The sequence below is a fragment of the Cobetia sp. AM6 genome, from assembly GCF_009617955.1.
Classification (GTDB): Bacteria; Pseudomonadota; Gammaproteobacteria; order Pseudomonadales; family Halomonadaceae; genus Cobetia; species Cobetia amphilecti.
In genome coordinates, this window is record NZ_AP021868.1 from 2,712,938 (window position 1) to 2,735,208 (window position 22,271).

The following is a 22,271-nucleotide window of genomic DNA, read 5'->3' on the forward strand; positions in this document are numbered from 1 at the left end:
ATAATCAATAATAAATACCCTATGATAAATTTCCCTTACCACTCTGAAGAGGATCGACGCGATGGTCGCAGAGCTGAAGATCACGCCGCTGCGCTATGTCCTGGCAGTGGTGGATCACGGCGGTTTTCACGCTGCCTCTCGTTATCTGCATCGCACGCAGCCTGCCCTGTCGATGGCCATCCGCGAGCTGGAAAACCGCCTGGGGGAGGCACTGTTCGAGAAGGGTGCCAAGGCGACCCTGACACCCTATGGCAGCTACTGCGTGCCGCGCTTTCGGGAGCTGATCAATCAGCATGATCGCCTCAGCCGGGAGCTGCAGGCTCGCGCCGCCAAGGAGGCAGGCCAACTGGACATGGCAGTGGTGCCGTCAGTAGCCAGCCGACTGATGCCGAAACTGCTCTCCGAGTTCGTCAGTCGCTATCCGGGTATCAAGGTCGGCCTCCACGATGGCAACGCCGATTTCGTTCGCGAGCAGGTCATCAGCGGCCAGGTCGACATCGGCATTACCAGCCTGTGGGGGTTAGAGGAAGAACTGCTCTTTCATCCGTTGTTTCATGACGAAGTCGGCGTGGTCTGCCGTGACGATCACCCCTTTGCCGAGCGCCAGACCCTGACATGGCAAGCACTGGAGACAGAGTCCCTGATCGGCAATGGCACCTCGCGGCTGTTGCATGGCACGGCGGCCGAGTCACTGCTCGAAATGCATGCCTTGTATATTTCCAACATGATTTCGCTGACAGCCACGCTGGTCGCCGGGATGGGGATCACGACGCTGCCCCGCCTGGCGTTTCCGCAGGAATATGAGCGCCTGCGATTCATAGAACTCGCCGAACCGCGGGTCAGTCGCGAAGTGGGCCTGATTCGCCGCAAGGGCGCCAGCTTGTCGCCGGCGGCGCAGGCCATGGAGAGCTTCATCATAGAAAGCCTCGGCGCCGGACAATGAGCCCTTCATGTCCCGCCGCCCGAGCCGTGGCCTGCGCCATTCGATGGTGACCCTGTCGCCCACGGGATGTCGGCCCGGGTGGCGGCCGTGCGAAGATAGCGCTTTGAAACGCCCAGGGCGTTACCCCCGCCAGGTTTTGACAGGAGGCATGCGTGTATTCGATTCGTTTGTGGGCCGCACGTCACGCGCGACTGCTGGAGCTCACCTATCAGGCCGTCGAGCCGGTGATCATCAAACTGCAGCCGCTGTGGAAGTCCGTCGGTTACGCACGCGCCGAGAAGCCTGTCGCCAGGCTGGAGCAAGCCTGCAAGGGCTTGCTGTTTGACTGTCAGATGTGTGGCCAGTGCATTCTGATTTCGACCGGCATGTCCTGCTCAATGAACTGCCCCAAGCACCTGCGCAACGGCCCCTGCGGCGGTGTCATGCAGAATGGCAACTGTGAAGTCGAACCGGACACGCGTTGCGTCTGGGTGGAAGCCTGGGAAGGCAGCCAGCGGATGCAGGACAGCGACGCGATCCAGATCGTGCAGTTGCCAGTGGACCATCGCCTGCAGGGCACCTCGTCCTGGCTGCGCGTGGCCCGGCAAGCCGCTGAGCGTCGAGAGCGCCTGAAATGACCTCCAGACTCACTATCCCCGACAACACCCAACTGTCATCTGCCGAAGGCATTGGCAACGTCGGTCGCCTCGAGCAGGTACTCAGGAGCGGGCAATTCGCCGTCACCGCCGAGCTGGCGCCGCCCGACTCGGCCGACCCGCAGGAGGTGCATGCACGCGCGCAGCTGTTTGCCGGTCATGTGGATGCCATGAACGCCACCGATGGCTCGGGCGCCAACTGCCACATGTCGAGCGTAGCGATGTGCGCCCTGCTGGCCCGCGAAGGCCATGAGACGGTGATGCAGATCTCGTGTCGTGATAGAAACCGCATCGCCATCCAGGGCGACGTATTGGGGGCCGCGGCGCTGGGCATCCGCAACCTGCTGTGTCTGACCGGTGATGGCGTGCAAGTCGGGGATCACCCCGAGGCCAAGCCGGTGTTCGACCTCGACTCCCTGTCGCTGCTGGAGATTGTCGCCGGATTGCGTGACAAGCACACCTTCGCCAGCGGCCGGGCACTGACCTCAGCGCCCCAGGTATTTCTGGGCGCAGCCGCCAACCCCTTCGCCCCGCCCTTCGCGTTTCGCCCTCATCGACTGGCCAAGAAGATTGCCGCCGGCGCCCAGTTCATCCAGACACAGTACTGCTTCGACCTGTCGCGCTTTCAGGACTTCATGCATCGTGCCCGTGATCTGGGGCTGCTGGAGAAATGCTTTATCCTGCCCGGCGTCGGCCCGCTGGCCTCGGCACGCACCGCCGAGTGGATGCGACGCCATGTTCCTGGCGTGCATATCCCGGATGACGTGCTCAAACGCTTGAAGGGAGCCCGGGATCAGAAGGCGGAGGGCCGGGACATCTGCATCGAGATGATCCAGCAGCTGCGTGAGATCGAGGGCGTCAGCGGCGTGCATATCATGGCGCATCGCCAGGAAGCCTTCGTGCCCGAGATCATCCAGCGCGCGGGCATTCTGGGGGCGCGTATGCTATGGACACCCGAACCTCGCCCAACCCCTTCGCCGTAAACCCGCTAACCTATGATTGATAGCGTCAAACTTCAGGAAGCAACGACAGATAGCGTCAAACTTCAGGAAGCAACGACAGATAGCGTCAAACTTCAGGAAGCAACGACAGAGTGATGACCAACAAAGAGATTGATATCCGCCCGGGCACCCTCGTCGATATCGCGTAGGCGTTGGCGAGGCTGGTGGCGGCATTCGTGTTCTTCTGTCTGATGCCGGTTCAGGTTTTGGCCTACGGCCAGCACTACCTCAGGAAGCCGACAAACGGTGCGAGGTGGTGTCAAATGAATCATCTGACACCCTGAAGAGGTATCAGACGAAGTCACGGGAGAGAGCTATGCAAGCCGCTATCAAAGAGTATCGCCCGAAATCAACCTCTCGGAAGGACGACTTCTGGAAGGCTCTGGGCCTCCCTTCGCGGGGAGCCAAGCTGCATGAGGCGCTGAGTGCCGGCATCTCGTACAAAGTCTATACCAAGCTCACCGAGGCCACCGGGCTTGAGAGCAAGGAGTTGGCACGGTATGTGGGCATTCCTCCGGCAACCCTGAAGCGTCGTGCCGATACTGGCTACTTCAGACCTGCCGAGGGCGATCGACTGTACCGTTTCGCTGAGGTGTACAAGAGCGCAGCGGACCTATTCGAGGGCGACAAGGCGAAGGCGAAAGGATGGCTGCTCAGGCCCGTTCGTGGGCTTGGGGGGCATCGCCCGGTCGAGATGGTGGCTACCACTGCTGGCGCCGAAGCCGTTCTAGATCTGATCGGCCGACTTGAGCATGGCGTCTTTGCATGACTGTAGTGCGTGGTTATCGGTTCGTTAAGCGGAGGTGGCTAAAGACAGACTTTGATGGGGAAAGAGGCTCGGCTGTAAGGCGGGCGCTGGCACAGCAAAGGTATGGTCTGTGTGTACCTCGCAAGCACAGAGTCCTTGGCCATGCTCGAGGCGATGGTTCCCCTGGAAGACAATCAACTGCTGAAGGAGTATGCGCTCCTGGAGGTGACATTCCGGGAGGAGGTGCTAATGCAGCTCCCGGAGGACGTTCTGCCAGCAGATTGGCGAGCTGAGCCGGCGCCACCCTCCACAGCCGAGATCGGTGACGACTGGCTTGAGGGACAGTCGAGTCTAGTTCTGGCGGTTCCGAGTGTGGTCGCGCCCCGAGAAACGAACTACCTCGTTAATCCAGAGCACCCCGCTTTTCTGGCGCTGGCCCAGGGTGCCGAAGAGGTCGATTTCACTCCAGATCGTCGCCTGTAATGCCCGCTCCTCAGTGTCAGTGTTCTGGTCAAGTGAGAGCGGACACATTTTTAAGCCGCAGTAGCCAGTTCAATATCCCTCGGCGTTCGGTAGCCCAAGGTCGAGTGGAGTCGGCAGCTGTTGTACTCCATCTCGATATATTCGATCACATCTCGCCGTGCTGCTTGGCGGGCTCCATATCGCTTGTCAGCCAGCCACTCGCTTTTCAGTTAGCCGAAGAACCGCTCCATAACAGCATTATCCCAGCAGTTTCCCTTGCGGCTTATGGAGGTCTGGAACCCGTGCCGATCCAGCGTGGATCGGTAGTCATGCGACGCGTACTGGCTGCCGCGGTCGCTGTGGTGGATCAATCCGCTCTTGGGCTGCCGGCACCCTATGGCCATCTCCAAGGCGTCCAGAACCAACTGTGCGCGCATATGGTCTGCCATCGCCCAACCCACAAGTTGCCGGTCGTGGAGATCGAGCACTGCCGCCAAGTAGAGCCACCCTTCCAACGTCCAGATCGCCGTGATATCGGCCGCCCAGGCTCGGTTCGGTGCCGACACCAAAAACTGACGGTTGAGCAGGTTGGGCGCCACCGGAAGGCTGTGCTCACTGTCGGTCGTATGACGCCAGCGGCGCCGCTGCTTTGCTTCTACGCCGGCTTCCCGCATCAGGCTCCGGGCCTGGTAACGGCCAACCTCGTAGCCACGGCGTTGCAGCTCTTTGGCGATGCGGCGGCTGCCGTAGCTGCCTCGCTTCCGGCGGTGGATCTCTCTGACCTCACGGTGAAGGGCCTGACGATGATCATCTGGGCCACGCCGTCGCCAGTCATAGAAACCACTCCGGCTGACCTGCATGACCCGACACAGCAAGGCCACTGGATAGGCGGCCTTCTCCGATTCGATGAACTGATATCTCAGCTCGATTCTTTGGCGAAGAAGGCCGCCGCCTTTATTAAAATATCCTTTTCAATCTGAAGCTTACGAACCTCTTCGCGGAGCATCTTGATCTCGTCGTCGCGATTATCCGCGTGTTGGCTCGAGGCGCCTGAAGTCTGTTGACGTTGCTTGCGGCACCAACGGTCCAACAGGCTACGGTCAACTCCCAGGCGCCGGGCTGCCTCGGATACGGTATATCCCTGATCGCTCACCAGGCTCACCGCATCTGCCTCGAATTCATCGGAATACCGACGTCGAATCTTCTTGATCATGAACACCTCCATCGCCTCCATTATGAGGCTTATCGAGGTGTCAGCTCCAATTGGACCACTTCACGGTGCCTCTGGATCTACTCGTCCAGGGCGAACGCCAAACTCGCCATACCGTCTTCGATGCCAAACACCTGAGATTTAAGCTCAATCCCCTCTCCGCACTGCTGACAGACTCCATGCCTGTCACGCCTCATCCAAAAATTTAAGAGTGCTCGAGTTTGGATCGGTAAAGGCGGGCCTCGCAATGACCTAGACCATGTCCACCGCCTGATGCGAAAAAATGCAAACCTTCTCAGGAAACAATTCTTTACAAATCGGACACCGTCGCTGAACGCTTCTTTCTGATGCCCTGTATAGTGATGCTTGAGAGATCATATACCAAAGTATTAAAAATACTACAACATAATTTAAATATCATATAACAAAATAGCTTAAACATTTTGGCCTAAAGCGAGAAATATAAAATCATATGGCCCAAAAAAAACAGCATACAAAAGAAAAAGAAAAGATTAAATTAGAAGATACTAAAAAACAGATCCGCATAATTAAACTACGTGGAAAATAAAAAAACCATTAAATTCAGATATATAGAAAACATTTGGCAAAAAAGGTCTTGCTTTTTTAAACAAGAACAAGGCAAAAAATACAACTGTTTCTCCATAATCCTAAAGAAAACTCAAGGCAATACAGAAGTAAAAATTACTATCAACGGAATTTATCTCATAACAACAAACATACTTAAAGAAAATAGAAAATCAACTATTTCTCAAAAATGCATTGGTTTTGTGCACTTTTTTTGAAGATTCAACTAACGTTACAAAACTCTCTAAACTCTATTTTTTTCTGATCACACCTCTTAAAGCCATTTGTTTACTCAAAAAGGCTGTGCTAAAAGTTCTCTATCTGCAGAGGCAGGATGATCGGGTTTCGCAACAAGGTTATCCTTTTCTGGCCTTACGAGAGCTCATCAGGTAATTTATTCAGGAAAGGCTTTATGGACATCAAGCTGCATAAACAAGCGACGACGACACCAGAAATTCTTGCCGATACCCAAGTAGCTCCTGCCGGCATGTCCAGTAAATATCATGCTCGTCAGTTTGGGGTCAGCGTCTCATCTATCCAGCGCTGGCGTCAGCGTGATGATGTCCTTAATCCTCCCCACACACGTCATAACCTACTGCCGACTCTGACCTCAGAACAGGAAGAGATAGTCATCGCCGCTCGAGAACTACTACGGCTGGGACTCGATGATCTACTTGTCGTTTCTCGTGAATTCCTGAATCCCAATCTGTCACGTTCCGCGCTCCAGCATATGCTCAAACGACGTGATGTACCGACTCTTGCCCAGCTGACGCGTCAAGACGCGGAAGAGAACGAAAAGCCCAAGCACCGGCCTTAGCCCCGTGGGCATCACCTATTCGCTCAGGAATGTCAGAGCCATGGAATAGAATATCGATTGGCCAAGCCGGGCAGGGCCCAAACGAATGAAATGGTGAAGCGCTTCAACCACATTCACCAGAAATCACTACACCACAGGACACCTGTTGCAGTAGTGAAGGAGTGGCAGGTCGAACTACCGTAGCTGTTTTCGCAAGCTGTAGTCAATCAGACGAAACCCGACAACTAGAGAGTTAAAATGACACATATAATCGCGATAGCAAATGGAAAAGGTGGAGTAGGGAAAACACCGATTTGTTGGCTGATGGCTCAAAGGCTTTCAGAACTTCCATATGTTGATGGTAACGGTCGTGATCCTCAACGTGTATTGTGCGTTGATCTTGATGAGCTTTGCTGTTTGAGTTTTCTATTCTTAGAAAAATACGATAGCTTTGAAGAAATGTGGACTGATTTAGCGAAAGATAATGCCACAGAAACACTTTTAGAAAAAAATGATAGGCTACCGACAATAAAAACATACGACTCGAGCATTGACTTAATATCAGGATCACCGAATGCAAGCATTCTTACTAACAATAATCAGCCTCATGACGTTACTTTAGGCTACAAAAGAATACGTGAGCTAGCAGAAAAAGGCGACTATAAATATATTCTAATCGACACTAAGGCCGGACCAAAGAACAAATATAAAGCAGCAATTATAATGGCAGACTATGTTCTGATTCCAGCCACTCAGGATATATTTTCTATACAGGGTGCAATTGACACTGAGGAGTTTATAAAAGACATAAATTCTCAATACGAAAAGTCTGCAACATCCCTTGGTACAGTTTTCGTAGGTTATCAGAAATCTCAAAATGATGATATACAAACATTAGCACAATCATTGACAGAGCGCGGTTACTACTCATTCAAAAACAACATTAAATTTAGTAAATCAATAAAAGAATCATTACATACCAGACAGCCTCTTAACAAAATCACTAACAGCTACATTGCCAAAAAAAACATAGATAGTTTTGTCAAAGAAATAACTGTTAGAATCAAGACAATGGAATCCTACAAAAAATAGGCATTAAATTAAACAGATGCAAAAGATCATAAGAAACGAATATGAGAAATATAGCGCCGCATTTAAAGCAGACATTGCTTTATTAGCGTTAGAAAAATATTCTATAGAAGAAATATCTTCTATGTATAACGTTAGTTATGAGTTCGTCTACAAATGCAAATCAGAATTACTTAATAAAGCCTGTACTATTTTTGGAGGCAATAGTGAAAAGAACAAATACACTACGGAAGATGTTCGAGAACTCTATGACAATATTAAAAAATTCAATGATGATGTAGATAACCTTAATTATGAAATAAAGCAACTAAGGAAAGGCTCTTCCACACCAAGTGCAGAATCAGTGACCAGAAATAATCCAGGGTATGGACCCTCAAACAAACTGAAGAAGACATGCCGACCAGGATCTAACCAACGCATGTCTGGCAAATATGAATGATCTCTTTCAAGCTGTTATATCTTGGGCTTGCGGCTACCGAAACGAAAGCAATTTCATTGCGATGATTTACCAGATCGGTAGCCCCATAGGAGACATGTTGGATGAAGTCCAATCCACATGAAACGTTGAGGAGTTCCAGATTCACTGTGCCACTAGAAGTGGTGATTCCCGAACGCTTACTCTTGACAGCCTCAACGGTAGGTCACACCTTCTTGAGGCAGTCTCTGGTGGGCTGCCATTAGCGTCTTCATTTCTCGTACGACAAAGCGTGGCATCCAGTCGCACAGAGACTCAAAATCAAACCGCTCGTTGTTGGCGCTTCCTTCAGGTGTCACCAGGCGATTTAGGATCAGCTCCTCATAGAGCCACTCATCCAGTTTCAGACTAATACCGTAGTCATCGAGCAGCTTACAGCGCAGTTGATGGGCAATTTTTAAGCCCGCCACATCCAGGTCACCAAAATAAAGCAGTTGCTTTACCTGTTCGGCCTCAAGAAGTTGTGACACGCACTCTGCTTGACCTGACACCTTGTTACCCGCGCCATAAATCACCAGTGACCAATGTCTTTGGTCACGATTAATTTGGCATAGGCGGTAATACACATCGGAATTTTCAACGATGATGGCCGGAAGATCTCTGCGACTGGATGGTTCATACGGTAGCGGCGGTGCTCGCCGAATGGCACCTAGGTCGGCCAAGGTCAGCGCTACATGCTTCCAGCCACCGAGCGGCATGGAGTCTAGTGCTTTTTCATCACCAAAGATCAACAGCGCTCGCTCACGGCGCCCGAGCGTGCCCGGAAAAAGCGGCTTGCCGCACTCGACTTGACGAAACAGGTAAGCATTGAGCTGCTGTAAACGCTCCTTGACCTGCGGCGAGAACGGCCCTGTAACACGCTCCGCCAACCAAGGATGCCAGGCGATTTCTGGCACCGTCGTCTCGGAGGCTACTGCACCTTCGTAAATAAAAACGTTGGGAAGGCGCAGGCCACGCCAATAGGTCTGCCAGTTTGCTTCGCGCCTGGGCTGGGCTCGCCAATCACCCTCGATCAATTGCGCAATCGCCTGACCCAGCAGGTCGGGGATGTCATGGCTCAAGGCTTCTTGGCGATGTGTGCACAACAGCTCATCCAGTACCACCTTGGCCTTCACTGTGCGTGCTGCCTTGCCGGCAGAAAGACGGTGCTTGTTGATGGTTGACTCCAGACGGGACAGCCAAGTCATTACGCCACTCATACCAAACCCACCTTACAAGGCCGTCACGGGCTGTGGCTTGGCAACCAGGGAGGCCGCCCACAACGTATGGCGTTCTTTATCAACAGTCACCAGATCACGCCGCTTCAGCTTCTGCACTTTGTTCAGGAATAGATGGTTATCAAACATCGACTGGGCATTTTCGTCCGAAATGCCGGTCAAGTAAATAAGCTGGATGTTGTAGGCCTTGGCCATCTGGGTCTGAATTCGCATCAGGTCATCGGCATTCGATTTGCCCAGCGGGTTGTCAGCCAGCAAGAAGCCTGCACTTGAAATACCCGTGTCGTACTCTCGCACCTTGCCGACCGTCACAAATAACAGGAAAGCGGACGTGAGTCGCTGCCCTCCAGAACCCTCCAGCCGGGTAATATGGGTCCATTGTGGGCGACTGGCATTCGTTTTCAGCAGACGCACCTCCAGATCCCCTTCGCCAAACACCGACTGAACCATGTCGGCCGTCAGGGCGTCTCGGTTGGGGGCGCGGGGAATCTGGCCTTTGGCAATCCAGTTTTGCAAGCGGGCGCTGGCAAATCCCCTGAGATCGGTTGTGAGATCATTAAGCCGGTCTGTCATCTTCACAATAGGTCGGCCGGGCAGCACGGGGCAGTCATCCGGAATCCTGACTGATTTGGCACGCTTCAGTAGTTTAACCGCCCCCTCTAGGTGAGCAGTCAGGTGGGTAACGGTCAGATCAATCGAACGCTGGAACTGCTCCAGGCTGTCCTGGACCGCCTCAAACACCTGCGTGATTCCCGTGCCAACGCGCTCCAGATCACCAAGCACCTCGTGGTAAGTTGCGATCAAATCCAGCTGTCGCAAGTATTCCTGACTGGCACGGCTGTCCGGGTCCTTGGCCGACTCTTCTTCGATCCGTTTGCGGAAGTGCCCCCAGACCGTGGCTACACGCACATCTTGCTGCTCCAGCGTTTCTTTTAGCTGCGCGTACGTTTTGCAATGGGTGCTCAGTGTATCGGCATACTCAGCGATGTTCAGTATCTTGGCGGGCAGGCCTGCCGACGAGGTCGGTGTGATGAGCTGAATCATGGCCTGCGCTGTTTTGGCGCTTTGTAGCCGCTCCTTCACATCCTCGATCTTCTTCGCCTGGAGCCTCTGCTGCTCCTGCAGGCGTTTGAGCTGGTGATTGGTTTGATGAAGATTATCGACGAATTCGATCAGAGACGACCGGATCACTTCTATCTCGGTGGGCTTCTCCTCCCACACAAAACCTTCGTCCAGCGGCTCTCGCGTCTTCTCGCAATTCTCGGACAGTTGTTGCAGAGTGGCCTGCGCCATAATCTGATGTTGCGTGAGTTGCTGCTGCTCCGCCTCGAGCTGCGCGATGCTTTCGTTAATCAGCTGAAGGTCAGTGATGGCCTCTGATTTGATCGCGTCCGGATACATCTGGTAGGCAGAATGTGCCGACAGCCGATTAAAGGCGTCGCGTTGCGCCTGGTCAGCATCTTTCAGCTGTTGCTTGAGCGCCGTTACCTGATCACCCTGGGCGGCTTCGAGCAATTGCTTGTGCGCCTGAACGGCCGCATCATGGACGTCTTGAGGACTCCGATCGGCGACACCCTCGGACGCCGTAACCCCCGAATAGAATGCACTGTTGCGCAGGCGGTTCCACTCGCCGAGCTGTATGCGGATGCGTGTCCTATCGGCGCGCTTGCTCTCCGCCACCCTGTTTTTCTGCGCCAGTTCATCCCTTTGGCGCTCGAGAGCTTCCTTGTTCCGCTGAATCTGCCCGGCCAACTGATCCAGCTTCACCATTGCTGCGTCGCGTGTCGCCCATTCCGTGTCTACAAAACGAGTCAGTGTATCGTGCGCTCTTTCGGTTTGGTTGCGGTACTTCCGGGCACTTTCAAATTGTGCTTGAGCGTTCGTTTTTTCGTCATGTAGTTTCTGCTCATGCTGCTGTGCCTGCGCCAGTTGGGCATCGGCGTGTGTCAGTGCAGAGTGGGCTTGATTGCGCTGTTCGATCAGACTCGACCAGTGACAGCCGTGCTGATCGTAGTGCAGGCGCCAATCGTTCTTGAACGACTCCAGTTCAGTCAGGGCACTTTCCGCAGTCTCGACGCAGGTCGCTTGAGAGGCCACTACGTTCTCCAGATCCTGCAGTCGCGCGTTGTAGGCTGCCTGGCTGTAACCGTGCTTGTCTGGGTTTGAGAGAACTACCTGTGCTGAGTCAGGTGTCATTCCTTGGAGATCCTGTGCTTCATCTAGGCGGTGAATGGCAATGGGTCCCCCTTTCCAGAGCAATGTTGCACTGATGGTGCTGACCTGAGTGAACGTCGCTTCATCCAGTGCGACCAGGCTCAGGTAGCGACCCGGGTTTCGGTCGATCACCGCAGCGATGCGCGGCGCATTGTCGTTGAAGGCGGAGGCTAGGTAGTGAGGGAAGGCCCAGAGTTTATCTCGCGCAATGCCCGCACCATAAAACGCCTCGAGCGCCTGTTGGATCTGCTTGGTAACCAGTTCGTGGCCCGTGAGTTTTAACTCATTCAGCTGGTGCTGGGCTTCCAACAGGTGCTGTTTCATCCCATTCAGCGTTTGGGTGTCCGCCTTTAACACCTCGCTGATCCGCGATCCGCACTGCGCGCTGTGCCAGTTGCCATCCTCAAGACAAAGGGCGTGCTGGGTCGGCGCAGGTAGCGCCTGACAGGCTTCGGCCAACACGTGTGCACTGTCTACCGCCGCCTGGTACTTTTGTTCTGTGTGGGTGAGGGACTGCTGGGCTTGGCTTTGTGCTACCAAGGCCAGATTAACCACCTGCTGATGCGCTGCCAGTATCTGCTCTGCCTTACCAGAGGCGATCTTGGCTTGCTCCTCGGCCTGCTCTGCATCACGCAAGGTCAACCCCATTCGGTGCTGGGCGGCCGCAGGGGTTTCCCCAGTGCGGATCAGGCCCTCTTTCCACAGCACATCCCGTCGAGCTTCTCCTTTGCGCTTGTCCTGCCGGCACTGGTTGCTCTCCGATTCCAAGTTGCCCAGCTTCTTATGCAGCTGCTCACGGGATTGCTCCATGGCATTGGTTTCGCGGCCGATCTTTATTAGCGCCTCCGCGATCTCAGCCTCCCGCTGACGATGACCACTGATCGCCAGCTCCAGTACGCCCAGCGCCTCGCCGGCGGTGCGCTCGAAGATCATCTGCAGCGGCTTTTCTTTTTCACTGTGGAACACCTTCAGGTTCTCGCCCGCCTGACGGTACGCATCTTGGGCCTTCGCATAGGCTTTGAAGTCTATAGCGGTACGTGCAATCTGCAGCTGACGCTGGCAAGTCTCGGCCTCCTTTTGGAGTGCAGCAACCTTGGCTTTTTGTTCGTCGAACTGATGCAGGGCGAGATCGTGCTCAAGCAGGGCCTTGCGCATGCCCTGTAGGTCGCGGTGAGACGTTATCTGGTCAATCTCTTTCTGCAGGCTTTCCGCTTGATCGTCGAGCTGCTCCTGCTCTATCTGCGCTCCCTCAACAAAAGCCGTGAGATCGCGCATCGCCTCGCGGAAGCTGTCAGCCATCTGCCGTTGCTGTGCCTGAGTGCTTTCCAGCTGCCTGGCCGGCTCAAGAAACGTCTGCCAGTTCGATCGCACATCCCTCAGAAAGGATTCGTTGCGGCGAATCGTTTCCAACTCACCCTGGCGCTCGACCTCGTGCGCCACCAGAACACGCAACTGCTCCGTGGTGTCCTTGGACATGGTGCATGCGAAGAACGCGCCGAGAAAATCCTGCTCGGTTTTATAGTCAATGAACTTGGTCAGCCCACCCTCTTCTGAGTTGAAGGTGACCATTGTTTTGATGAGATCAATATTGATCCGCTGCTCCAGCAAAAACGCGCGCCATTCTTTGATCACTCGGGTTTTGCGCCAGTGTACACCGCCGCTGCCACCCGCCTTGAGATTGAGCCAACCTTCAAAGCTATGCAGAGTGTTGGCATAGGGACGCAGCTCGGGATTGTACTCGGCACGCGAGTATGACGGCACTTCGTCAAACGGGGTGTCCAGCAGGGAGTCGGGCGTATCACAGATAAACAGAACGCGATCCACATCATCGCCGCGGCGCTGGTGGGCGTGTCCCAGCAGCAAGGTTTGGCCGGCTTCATTGACCATTTCCACCAATATGACAGACAGCTCCTGATGGAAGTAATTGCGGTAGTGGTATTCACTCTGGCGACGATTGGCCAGGTACTGGGTAAAGTCGTTGACAGACGGCTCAAAGACTGACAATAGCAATGCAATATAGGTGGACTTGCCGCCACCGTTCACCAGTTGCTGATAGGTGCTGGCCACAGCCTTTACGTTCTTGGCCGAGATGCTACGTGATGAGTCAGCAGATTGATCGACCGCATGAGTCATGCCAATGTAGTCTAGGGTAAGGTCTTTGTAGAAGGCCTCTTCGTGGCCCGCGCCATCCATATAAACCCGTTTGATCAGCCACATGCCTAGTAGACCTCCCCCGAGCGTAGAGTTTCAGCGGTTTCGACGGGATCAGGCTGGCCCTTGGCCGCTGCAGGTTCCGAGTTGTCAGCTGACCCCGCCGCATCACTGTCGACAAGGTCGGACGGCGGCTTCCCTGTTGTGGGGTCGATATTCATCACAAAGCGTACCGTCTCTTCAATGCCAGTATGGCGCAGATAGTGTTTGAGCTTCTGGGTCGGGTACCAGTCGGATTCTCCTGACAGGCTGCTGTCCTCTGCCAGGAAGCCTTCCTCCTGCAGCAGCTGTATCCAGCGCATTGCCATTTCCGTTTGCGAGCGAATGCTGGAGACACGCCCCACCTTCTCGTCGTGGATGCGGGGGATACGTTCTTCCTGCACAAACTGGGCAGCCAGGAGCATGCCGTCCACCACATCGTCCCCCTCAGCTTTGCGTTGCGCGATCACTTGGTCGGCAACGTCGTTGAGCTTGGTTACTACTGAGGTAGCATTGGTACCGCTGGTTTGACCGGACTCGACCCGAACCGCATCGGGGTTGGGAAACATATCGGCCAGCAACGCGATCAGTGTTAATCCCGCGAAGAGACGCTGCTCCTTGCGCTCTCTGCTCATTTGCTCTGCTGTGGTTTCAGGCAGCAGGCGTTTGTTCAGCCAGCCCAGGGAGGGGGCAAAAGGGCCACGACCATCTGCAGTCAGCAATACTCCGTATGTCTCGTGGATGCCGAGGTAACGCAATTTCATACCGGCCGCGACGCCACGGATAATTTCAGCGAATAGAACGTCTCCCTGAAGCTCCAGTGCTCGCTGAATTGGCTCCCCCCCCATCTTATACCCCAATGAACCCATGATCGCCTGTGTGGCGATCTCGGCATAGAGTTTGGCCTGTTGATGCATCTCGTACATGACTACTCCTCAAAGGGCAGTGCGGGGGCGACTGTCAGTAGGCTGATATTGTCAGCCCGCCAGAGCGCTGTTTCGATAAGGGCGTCATCCACATCCACCTCGATGTTAGGATCGCTGTTGGCCGCTAAACTGCCGATGTGGAGCAAGCAGACCTGTTGCTCCAGCTCGGACAACTCGCCGTTCGCGTAGGCGTCAAACACATCAGCAAAACTGACGCGCCCCCGATCCTTCAAACGGGCGCTAACCCAGCCGCTGCAGTGCTTAACTACCGAGTCGGGAATACCGCGCAGTGTGGCTTCAATGGCAACGGGCTGCTCGGTGGGGTCGTGAATCTCGCGTGGAAGCTCTTGCTCGAACTGATCGAGATACAGGTTAAGCACTGCCTCGAGGTCGAGCAGGGTGTGCAGACCGTCATCTTGGTTTCGGGGAGCCAACAGGTGCGTGACCAGCTCATCCATTCTCTGTTCGGCGGTCTCTGGGGCATGGGCTAGCAAGGGCTTGAGTGCACCTTGTTCCAGCGTCTCCCGAAACAGGGTGTTGTCTCTGGGAATGATTAGCTTCAGGCGAGCCCGCTCAAAATCCTTGTTCACATCGTGCAAGCAATCTTGATAGCTCAGTGTGAAGGTGCTGACCTCGGCAAAAATCTCTTGCGCCTTGCGTAGCTTGTGTAGCTTGTCGGGGTGCAATTCCGAGTGTCCATCAGCCAGCATTTCGGTAATGGTCGACAGGGTGTTCTGAATATGCCCCAGCACTTCCTGAGTCTTATCAAAGGAGTCGCTGAGTACGGGACGGATATCGTGCGCATAGGATGTGCTCAAATCACCCGACTGGGCGGCGCGTACTTTCATTCGCATCCCAATCAGGTATTGCTCCAACTGCCGCTGGGTTGACTGGATTTGCTGTACCGCTTTATCGATCTCGCCTCGACGGATGGTTTTGAGCGTTCGCCAAGCGAGAATCGCAGCTCGCTCTATCGGCGTTTCGTCCAGACGGAGGGTGTAAAACAGCATCCCCTCATCGGTCAGAGACCAGAGAATATCATCGGAGCCAAGCACTTGGTCGTGGCGGATCAGGCGTACGACCTGCTCATCGGAATGCGCGCGTTCGGTGAAATCGTAGTACCGGAGGCGGAAAGGGTCCTTGATCGCCGCGAAAATCTTGCCGGCTACCTGCGTGTAGCTCGAGGTTTCTTGTCCCGGGTACGCCTCCTGCAGGTGCTCCGCCAAGCACCACTCCGCTTCTTTGCGAGTCATGCCCGGTTGGTGCTCACGGTCGGCGTAGTAAAGCATGGCGTCGAAGAGGTGCATGATGGCCGCGAGGGCGTCAAAGTCGACTCCGTCAAACAACTTGCGCTGTAGGGCGCTATAGATCGAATCCAGCGTCCGCACGACCAGCAGCGCGTGAGACTGAATGGTCAGCTCACGACGTGCCATGGATTCATTGCGAGCCTGCTCCAGAAACTCTAGCAACATAACGCCCACCAGCTTAGAGAGGATCACCGTAGCAAATCATGCCGGATCATGGAAAACAATAGAAATGATGTTTTTTATACATACCACACACAATAAACTGAAAATAACGCAATAATAAATAATGCAATACTGGCGATTTTATTTCCCCTGACGCACCTTGATGCCTTACACTGCTTACCAAATTCCTCTATTCCAACCTCTTTCACCAGCCCCCTGAACGCGGAAAATTCCGGCCAGCCCAATGGGTTTGGCCTCCCGGTCACACTGTCTTCATAACCTGTTGTTCACTATTAGAAAATCGGTGGTTTTTGCCGGATGACAAGGAACGCCCACTCCTAGAATCACTTACCATATGACAACAAAACTGCGTTTCTCGTTGATGGCTTTCTGTAAGCCTCTGTTTTTATTAAGCACATAAAATAAGGGGGACTATCTATCTACCTATTGCAACGGCTCGAAGTGAGCATCACTGAATCCTTGTATCGATTCACCAAGACGCACAACGGGCCATTTTCTCGGCCCCCATAAGAAAAATGCATACCCTCCGATAACACTCACCCCCTACTTAGGTCCCATGCCTCGCTCCCATAATGGCCACGATATACAACCGTGCTAATGGAGAGATGCCTGCATGTCCCTGACCAATGCCCTATCCGACGCGCTGCCGCTGACCCTGAGCGAGTCACCGCTGTCACTAAACCTGATCACCGCCGAAGGCTTGGAGCCGGTCAGCCCGCTGTGGCTGCGCGAGCGCACCCAGGACCCGGAGCAGCTCGATGAGGTGACTACCCAGCGTCTGTTCGATTCGCATGCCATCGACGTCAACCTCGAGCTGACCGCGGCGCGCCCGGTCGACGAGACGCACGTGGAATTCACCTTCAGTGACGGGCATTGCGAAGTGTATGACCTCACCATGCTGGCGCATGAATTGCAGGGCATCACGCCGTTCCCCAAGCCCGAGAGCTGGGATGCGAGCATCGATCAGCAGGCGCAGCGCGTCGACTGGGAGAAGATGGGCAACAATGAGGACTTCCAGAAGGCATTGAAGGCCTATCTGCGCTTTGGCTACATCATCGTGCAGAACGTGCCGACCGATCCGGAGCGCATTCTGGAAGTGGCCGGTCACTTCGGCTACGTGAAGGACACCAACTTCGGCAGCTACTTCGAGGTGTACTCGCGCCCGACGGGCAATGACCTGGCCTACCGCAGCGTGGCGCTCGGGCCGCACACCGACAACCCGTATCGTGATCCGGTACCGGGCATCCAGATGCTGCATTGCCTGGTCAACGAGACCACCGGTGGCCTGTCCACGCTGGTCGACAGCCTCAATGCGCTCAAGCAGCTCAAGGCCGAGATGCCGGAAGGCTATGAACTGCTGCGCACCACGCCGGTCGGCTTCCGCTTCCTGGACGCCGGTACCGAGCTGACCACGCGTCGCTGCGTGATTCGCGAGAATTCCGATGGTGAGCCCATCGGCGTCAACTACAGCCCGCGCCTCGATCACCTGCCGCACATGTCGCTGGAAAACACTCGCCGCTACCATCAGGCCCGCCAGCGTCTGGGGCAGCTGTTCCAGGACCCGGCCAACGAGATTCGCTTCCAACTCGAATCCGGAGAGCTGATGATGTTCGACAACACCCGCGTGCTGCATGGCCGTACGGCGTTCGACACCAATGAGGGGCACCGCCACCTGCAGGGCTGCTACATGGATAGCGACGGCCCGCGTGAGCGCTTCGCCACTACCCTGATGCGTCAGCGTCAGCAGCAGGCACAACAAGAAAACCGTGAGGAAATGGCGTAATGGATCAGGTTTCATTCACCCAGATGAAGGACGGCACCGCAGAAGACTATGCGTTGCTCGAGCGTCTTGAAGACCAGTTCAATGAAGGGCTGGTGGAGCGCCTCAAGCTTGCCCTGCGCAAGCTCGATGATGGCCTGAGCGGCTACAAGGTCAGCCGTCTGGAGCATTCCCTGCAGTCGGCGGCGCGCGCCGAGGCCGATGGCGCCGATGACGACCTGGTCGTCGCCACCCTGCTGCATGATCTCGGCGATGAGCTGGCGCCCTACAATCACTCGCAGCTGGCCGCCGCCATCATTCGCCCGTACGTGCGTGCCGAAGTGACCTGGATCATCCATCACCATGGCCTGTTCCAGAAGTTCTACTACGGTCACTTCTACGGCGAGGACCGCAACGAGCGCGAGATCTACAAGGACCACCCCTGGTATCAGAAGTGCGTGGATTTCTGCGAGCGTTATGATCAGGCGGCCTTCGATCCCGACTACCCGACCCCGCCGCTGGAGCACTTCGAACCGGCACTGCGTCGCGTCTTCGCGCGCAAGCCCTTCGATCCGGACGTGATCGGCGAAGAGCCGGCCGGCGGTTTCGACAGCCGCGTCTGAGCGTGTGAAGGCGGGGGCGAGAAACGCGCCTGACCTGCTCCGCCCCCCCGCTTGACCATTGCCCTCACTGGCCCGCCCAGTGGGGGCAATCTGGTTTGTGGGCGTTGCGTTGAGTGCTTCACGTCACCAAGGGGTTGAACCTCGCCACTCAACCTTCATCATCATTGGCTAACGTCAGCGTCAATGAAGACGGTGCCGGTACGGCCGTCTTTCCCTCGCGGATCATCCCCATTCCCCAACCCGACAGGCAGACGCATGGAACATCTCTTCATCTACGGTCCACTGGGCCCCGGCGGCCTCAACGAACATGTCATCGCCAATATCGATGGCGAATGGAGCTCGGCCTATCTACGCGGCCGACTGGAAAACACCGATCACGGCGATGAGCACAACTTCCCGGGGCTGGTCGTCGACAACACGGGCCAGGTGATACGCGGCCACGTGTTCTCCTCAGCGCAATTGCCCGAGCATTGGGATGCCCTCGATGACTTCGAGGGCCCCATCTATCAGCGCACCGTCACCACCGTCATTCTCGATGACAATCGTGAACTCGAGGCCTATGTCTACGCCCTGCCGCAGTGAGACTCACGCGCGGTACGGATAGCGATTGCTGGCTCGTGGCAAGAGATGGATTGATCGTGGCAAGTGATGGATTGATCGTGGCAAGTGATGAATGACGGCCCGCCGCCTTGCGCCCGGATGGAGTAACATTGCCCTTCGGGCGATGCATGGCCAGTCAGTGCCAGCGTCCTCACTCATGCATCACAAGGGAGATTCCTCATGCAGCTTGAAGGTTCCTGCCACTGCAAGGCCGTCACATTCCAGCTCGAATCGCCGCATCCCTATCCGTATCAGCGCTGCTATTGCTCGATTTGTCGCAAGACGGCGGGCAGCGGTGGCTACGCGATCAATCTGGCGGGCGATGCCAACACCCTGAAGGTGGAAGGCCGGGACAATCTCTCCATCTATCACGCGGTGACCGACGGGGTCGAAAGTCCGGCGGAACGCCACTTCTGCAAGCGCTGCGGCAGTGCGCTGTGGCTCTACGATGCCCGCTGGCCGGAGCTGATCCACCCTCAGGCGGGGGCGATCGACACCCCGCTGCCCGTGCCGCCGGAGCATGTCCACATCATGCTCGACAGCAAGGCCAACTGGGTGGAAGTCGCGCACGAAGCGCGTGATGCTCATCACGCCGAGTATCCCGAAGAGAGCATTGCCGCCTGGCATGCGCGAATTGCCGAGCGCGACACCGACTGATCTCAGCGACGCCATCGATCAGGATCCGTTGCGACTTCATGGCCTGATCCGCCGGGCTGAGCGTTGATGTCATTCGCTGCGTCGCGTATAAGTGCCGCCTATACAAGGCGGCACTCCTGTTCGTATCCGGTGATCCTTGGCTGATGCCTTCTCATGCCTTATCCAGGCAATCGCCCGAGCCATCAGCCAGGCCATCATCTAGGCCACAACAGTACGACAGGGGCGCCGCGACAGCGCATCACAGTGAGGACTCTCGTGCCGGCCCGAAAGACAAGCTCCCCAGCGCCGCTGGAAAGCGCAAGCCCTCTGGATGACCTGCCCTCCCTGCGCGGGCTGGTCGCCTTTGACGTGACGGTCCGTCTGGGGTCGATGACGGCCGCCGCCAGTGAGCTGGATACCACCCAGCCCACCATCTCCCAGCGCATCCGCGCGCTGGAGGAGCACCTGGGCCATCCGCTGTTCGATCGCCAGGGCGGCCGACTGATCCTCAACCACTACGGCGAGAGCTTCCATGCCGAACTGGCAGGCGGGCTTGGCAAGGTATGCAGCGCCGTCACGGAAGCACGTCGCAAGGTGCACAAGCCGACGCCGCGCATCACCATCGCCGCGGGCGCCGGTTTCGCGCATGTCTGGCTGCGTCCGCGCCTGGAGCGGCTGGAGCAGGACTTCCCCGACTGTCACTTCACGCTGCTGCCGATCGATCGCGATGAAGACCCGCAGATGCAGCAAGCCGACATCGCGATCCGCTTCGGCCCGCCGCTGACGGGCGATCATCGCGATACGCTAGTGGTCGCGGAACGCGCCTTCCCGGTCTGCTCCCCGGACTACGCCCGACGTCATGGGCTCGAGAAGGGGCTGGATGCCGAGGCGCTGTCGCGCATCACCCTGCTGCACCTGGACATGCGCGATACCCGCTGGCTGGACTGGGCCACCTGGTGTCGCCACGCGGGGCTGCCGGTGCCGCGCCTCGACAAGGCCTTCCCCTACAACAACTTCCCGCTGACGCTCAATGCTGCCGTCAATCATCAGGGCGTCGCGCTGGGCTGGAGCCACGTCATCCAGGACCTGCTCGACAACGGCTCGCTGATCGCCCTGACGCCGCATATCTCGCGGGACCGCCACGGCTATCGCATGAGTGTCCGCCATCCCAACAGCGCCGTGATCCAACCCATCACCCGCTGGCTGACACGCGAATTTTCCGGCCTCGAGATTCCGGGGCCTACCTCAAGGCAGCCGTGAACGGCCGCAAGCCCTCGCTCCTTCCGGCGCGCGCCGCCGAGACAGGCTTCTCCCCCGACGAACAACAGAGACTCCCATGCAGCATCTATTCATCTACGGCACCCTCGGCCCGGGCGGCCCCAACGAACACGTCATGCTCGACATTGGCGGCAGCTGGACACCCGGCACCCTCAAGGGCCGCCTGGAGGCAGCTGGCTGGGGGGCTGAGATGGGCTTTCCGGGGCTGAGACTGGATGAGGCGGGCGACACCATCCGCGGTCACGTCTTCTCCTCCGACAACCTGGCCGATCACTGGCAGGCGCTGGATGATTTCGAAGGCAGCGAATACCTTCGCCAGCCGGCCACGATCACGCTGGAAGATGGCAGCACCCTGACGGCACAGGTCTACGCGCTGAGCCAGCCGTAAGCTGCTCCATGAACTGTTTCATGAACTGCTCCACAAACTGATCAGTGCGCTGATGCCCGGCGTCGCTGCCTGAGTGTCGAGGTCTGAGCGCCGAGGTCTGAGCGTCAATGCCTCGGCGCGCTACAGCGACACCTTCAGATACTCCAACACCCGTCTGGCGCGCGCCGAGAGCGGCCATTCCGCTCGCGTGAGCAACCATAGGGTATCGACCACCTCCGTGCTGCCCTCAGGCGGCGGCACCACCCGGATGGCCTGATGATCAGGGAAGGCCTCGCGGGCATGGCGCGGCACGACGCTGAAGCCCAGCCCGCGGGCGACCGGCTCCAGAATCAGGCTGATCTGGTTGGTGGAGCCACTGCGCGGCAGTGACCTGATGCCCGGATTGCCCGGGAAGCGCCGACTCAACAGGCGCGAGGCCATGTCCTGGCCATCCGGGTGATCGATGAAGCCCAGTGTCTCGAGATCCCCCCAGTCATGGATCTCGACTCCCTCCGGCACCACCAGTTCGAGGGGCTCACGCGCCCACTCCGTCACGCTCAGGCGCGGGTCATCCGGCTTGAGCGTGACGATCCCCAGCTCGAAGCGATTCTCCAGCACGGCCTCCACCACCTCGCGCGTCGGCGCGAAGCGATGGTGGACATTGAGGCCCGGCGACTCCTGCTGAAGCGCCAGCAAGCGCGGATAGATCGCCAGGCCAATGCTGCCCGGCGTGATCAGCCGAATGTCGCCATGACTGTCTTCATTGCCCGCCAGCCGCTGGGCCAGGCGCTGCTCGGCGGTTTCCATCTCACGCGCGAAATCCAGCAGTGCATGGCCGGCCGGCGTCAGTTCGATCTTGCGCGGATGACGAATCAACAGCGTGCCAAGTCGTGTTTCCAGCTGGCGCACATGCTGACTGACGGCGGCCTGGGTCAGATCGAGCCGCTCCGCGGTGCGCGTGAAGTTGCCGACACTCACCAGGGTGCGAAAGGTACGTAGCCATTGGGGTTGCAGCATTCAAGCTCCT

18 protein-coding genes and 2 pseudogenes are annotated in these 22,271 nt (G+C 56.6%); 14 read left to right on the forward strand and 6 right to left on the reverse strand.

Translation table 11 applies throughout. The features are described from left to right. Positions 1–61: 61 nt before the first annotated feature. The 5 genes from CLAM6_RS11385 to CLAM6_RS11405 all read left to right on the forward strand — a co-directional run bounded on the left by CLAM6_RS11385 (position 62) and on the right by CLAM6_RS11405 (position 3,810). A complete protein-coding gene (locus CLAM6_RS11385; RefSeq protein ID WP_153636159.1) occupies positions 62–943 on the forward strand; it encodes a LysR family transcriptional regulator in 882 nt (293 codons plus the stop codon). A gap of 152 nt (positions 944–1,095) precedes the next feature. Continuing rightward, positions 1,096–1,560 (forward strand): methylenetetrahydrofolate reductase C-terminal domain-containing protein, encoded by a 465-nt coding sequence (locus tag CLAM6_RS11390; RefSeq protein ID WP_153636160.1) that lies wholly within the window; start codon positions 1,096–1,098, stop codon positions 1,558–1,560. Then, complete coding sequence (locus CLAM6_RS11395) at positions 1,557–2,561, forward strand: methylenetetrahydrofolate reductase (RefSeq protein ID WP_153636161.1); 1,005 nt, start codon at positions 1,557–1,559, stop codon at positions 2,559–2,561. Before CLAM6_RS11390 ends, CLAM6_RS11395 begins: the two co-directional genes overlap by 4 nt. 334 nt (positions 2,562–2,895) lie before the next feature. Beyond that, positions 2,896–3,348 (forward strand): type II RES/Xre toxin-antitoxin system antitoxin, encoded by a 453-nt coding sequence (gene parS / locus CLAM6_RS11400; RefSeq protein ID WP_153636162.1) that lies wholly within the window; start codon positions 2,896–2,898, stop codon positions 3,346–3,348. Positions 3,349–3,450: 102 nt separating this feature from the next. Further along, positions 3,451–3,810, forward strand: coding sequence for an RES family NAD+ phosphorylase (locus CLAM6_RS11405; RefSeq protein WP_347237558.1), 360 nt, complete (start codon positions 3,451–3,453; stop codon positions 3,808–3,810). Positions 3,811–3,860: 50 nt separating this feature from the next. Here CLAM6_RS11405 and CLAM6_RS11410 read toward each other — a convergent pair. Continuing rightward, positions 3,861–5,002, reverse strand: a pseudogene (locus tag CLAM6_RS11410) (IS3 family transposase). A 994-nt stretch (positions 5,003–5,996) separates the two neighbouring features. Here CLAM6_RS11410 and CLAM6_RS11415 point away from each other — a divergent pair. The 3 genes and pseudogenes from CLAM6_RS11415 (at position 5,997) to CLAM6_RS11425 (ending at position 7,908) form a co-directional block, all read left to right on the forward strand. Then, a pseudogene (locus CLAM6_RS11415) lies at positions 5,997–6,584 on the forward strand (hypothetical protein). A 54-nt stretch (positions 6,585–6,638) separates the two neighbouring features. After that, positions 6,639–7,472, forward strand: a complete 834-nt coding sequence (locus CLAM6_RS11420; RefSeq protein ID WP_153636163.1) for a ParA family protein — start codon at positions 6,639–6,641, stop codon at positions 7,470–7,472. 16 nt (positions 7,473–7,488) lie between these two features. Beyond that, entirely contained in the window at positions 7,489–7,908 is a 420-nt protein-coding gene (locus CLAM6_RS11425; RefSeq protein ID WP_153636164.1) for a helix-turn-helix domain-containing protein, read from the forward strand. A 191-nt stretch (positions 7,909–8,099) separates the two neighbouring features. Here CLAM6_RS11425 and CLAM6_RS11430 read toward each other — a convergent pair whose 3' ends face one another. From CLAM6_RS11430 to CLAM6_RS11445, 4 genes are read right to left on the reverse strand one after another with little or no spacing between them, the layout of a single operon-like run. Beyond that, the gene (locus CLAM6_RS11430; protein ID WP_153636165.1) at positions 8,100–9,131 is read right to left on the reverse strand and encodes a Wadjet anti-phage system protein JetD domain-containing protein; all 1,032 of its coding nucleotides are present in this window, start codon (positions 9,129–9,131) and stop codon (positions 8,100–8,102) included. Between the two features lie 24 nt (positions 9,132–9,155). Then, positions 9,156–13,592: a hypothetical protein gene (locus tag CLAM6_RS11435; protein WP_153636166.1), complete on the reverse strand. Its 4,437-nt coding sequence runs from the start codon at positions 13,590–13,592 to the stop codon at positions 9,156–9,158. Positions 13,593–13,594: 2 nt separating this feature from the next. After that, on the reverse strand, positions 13,595–14,491 hold the full coding sequence (locus CLAM6_RS11440; protein WP_153636167.1) for a hypothetical protein: 897 nt from the start codon (positions 14,489–14,491) through the stop codon (positions 13,595–13,597). A 2-nt stretch (positions 14,492–14,493) separates the two neighbouring features. Continuing rightward, positions 14,494–15,990 (reverse strand): hypothetical protein, encoded by a 1,497-nt coding sequence (locus CLAM6_RS11445; protein WP_197738677.1) that lies wholly within the window; start codon positions 15,988–15,990, stop codon positions 14,494–14,496. 604 nt (positions 15,991–16,594) lie between these two features. Here CLAM6_RS11445 and CLAM6_RS11450 point away from each other — a divergent pair. The 6 genes from CLAM6_RS11450 (at position 16,595) to CLAM6_RS11475 (ending at position 21,265) form a co-directional block, all read left to right on the forward strand. Beyond that, a complete protein-coding gene (locus CLAM6_RS11450; RefSeq protein ID WP_054556214.1) occupies positions 16,595–17,764 on the forward strand; it encodes a TauD/TfdA family dioxygenase in 1,170 nt (389 codons plus the stop codon). Continuing rightward, positions 17,764–18,363, forward strand: coding sequence for an HD domain-containing protein (locus CLAM6_RS11455; protein WP_054556215.1), 600 nt, complete (start codon positions 17,764–17,766; stop codon positions 18,361–18,363). Before CLAM6_RS11450 ends, CLAM6_RS11455 begins: the two co-directional genes overlap by 1 nt. A gap of 255 nt (positions 18,364–18,618) precedes the next feature. Beyond that, positions 18,619–18,945 (forward strand): gamma-glutamylcyclotransferase family protein, encoded by a 327-nt coding sequence (locus CLAM6_RS11460; RefSeq protein ID WP_054556216.1) that lies wholly within the window; start codon positions 18,619–18,621, stop codon positions 18,943–18,945. Between the two features lie 198 nt (positions 18,946–19,143). After that, positions 19,144–19,620, forward strand: a complete 477-nt coding sequence (locus CLAM6_RS11465; protein WP_054556217.1) for a GFA family protein — start codon at positions 19,144–19,146, stop codon at positions 19,618–19,620. A gap of 255 nt (positions 19,621–19,875) precedes the next feature. Continuing rightward, positions 19,876–20,859, forward strand: a complete 984-nt coding sequence (locus tag CLAM6_RS11470) for a LysR substrate-binding domain-containing protein (protein WP_165873978.1) — start codon at positions 19,876–19,878, stop codon at positions 20,857–20,859. 76 nt (positions 20,860–20,935) lie between these two features. Beyond that, entirely contained in the window at positions 20,936–21,265 is a 330-nt protein-coding gene (locus CLAM6_RS11475) for a gamma-glutamylcyclotransferase family protein (protein ID WP_153636169.1), read from the forward strand. A gap of 120 nt (positions 21,266–21,385) precedes the next feature. On the opposite strand, the gene CLAM6_RS11480 is transcribed toward CLAM6_RS11475, so the two are convergent. Further along, complete coding sequence (locus CLAM6_RS11480; protein WP_153636170.1) at positions 21,386–22,261, reverse strand: LysR family transcriptional regulator; 876 nt, start codon at positions 22,259–22,261, stop codon at positions 21,386–21,388. Between the last annotated feature and the right edge of the window lie 10 nt (positions 22,262–22,271).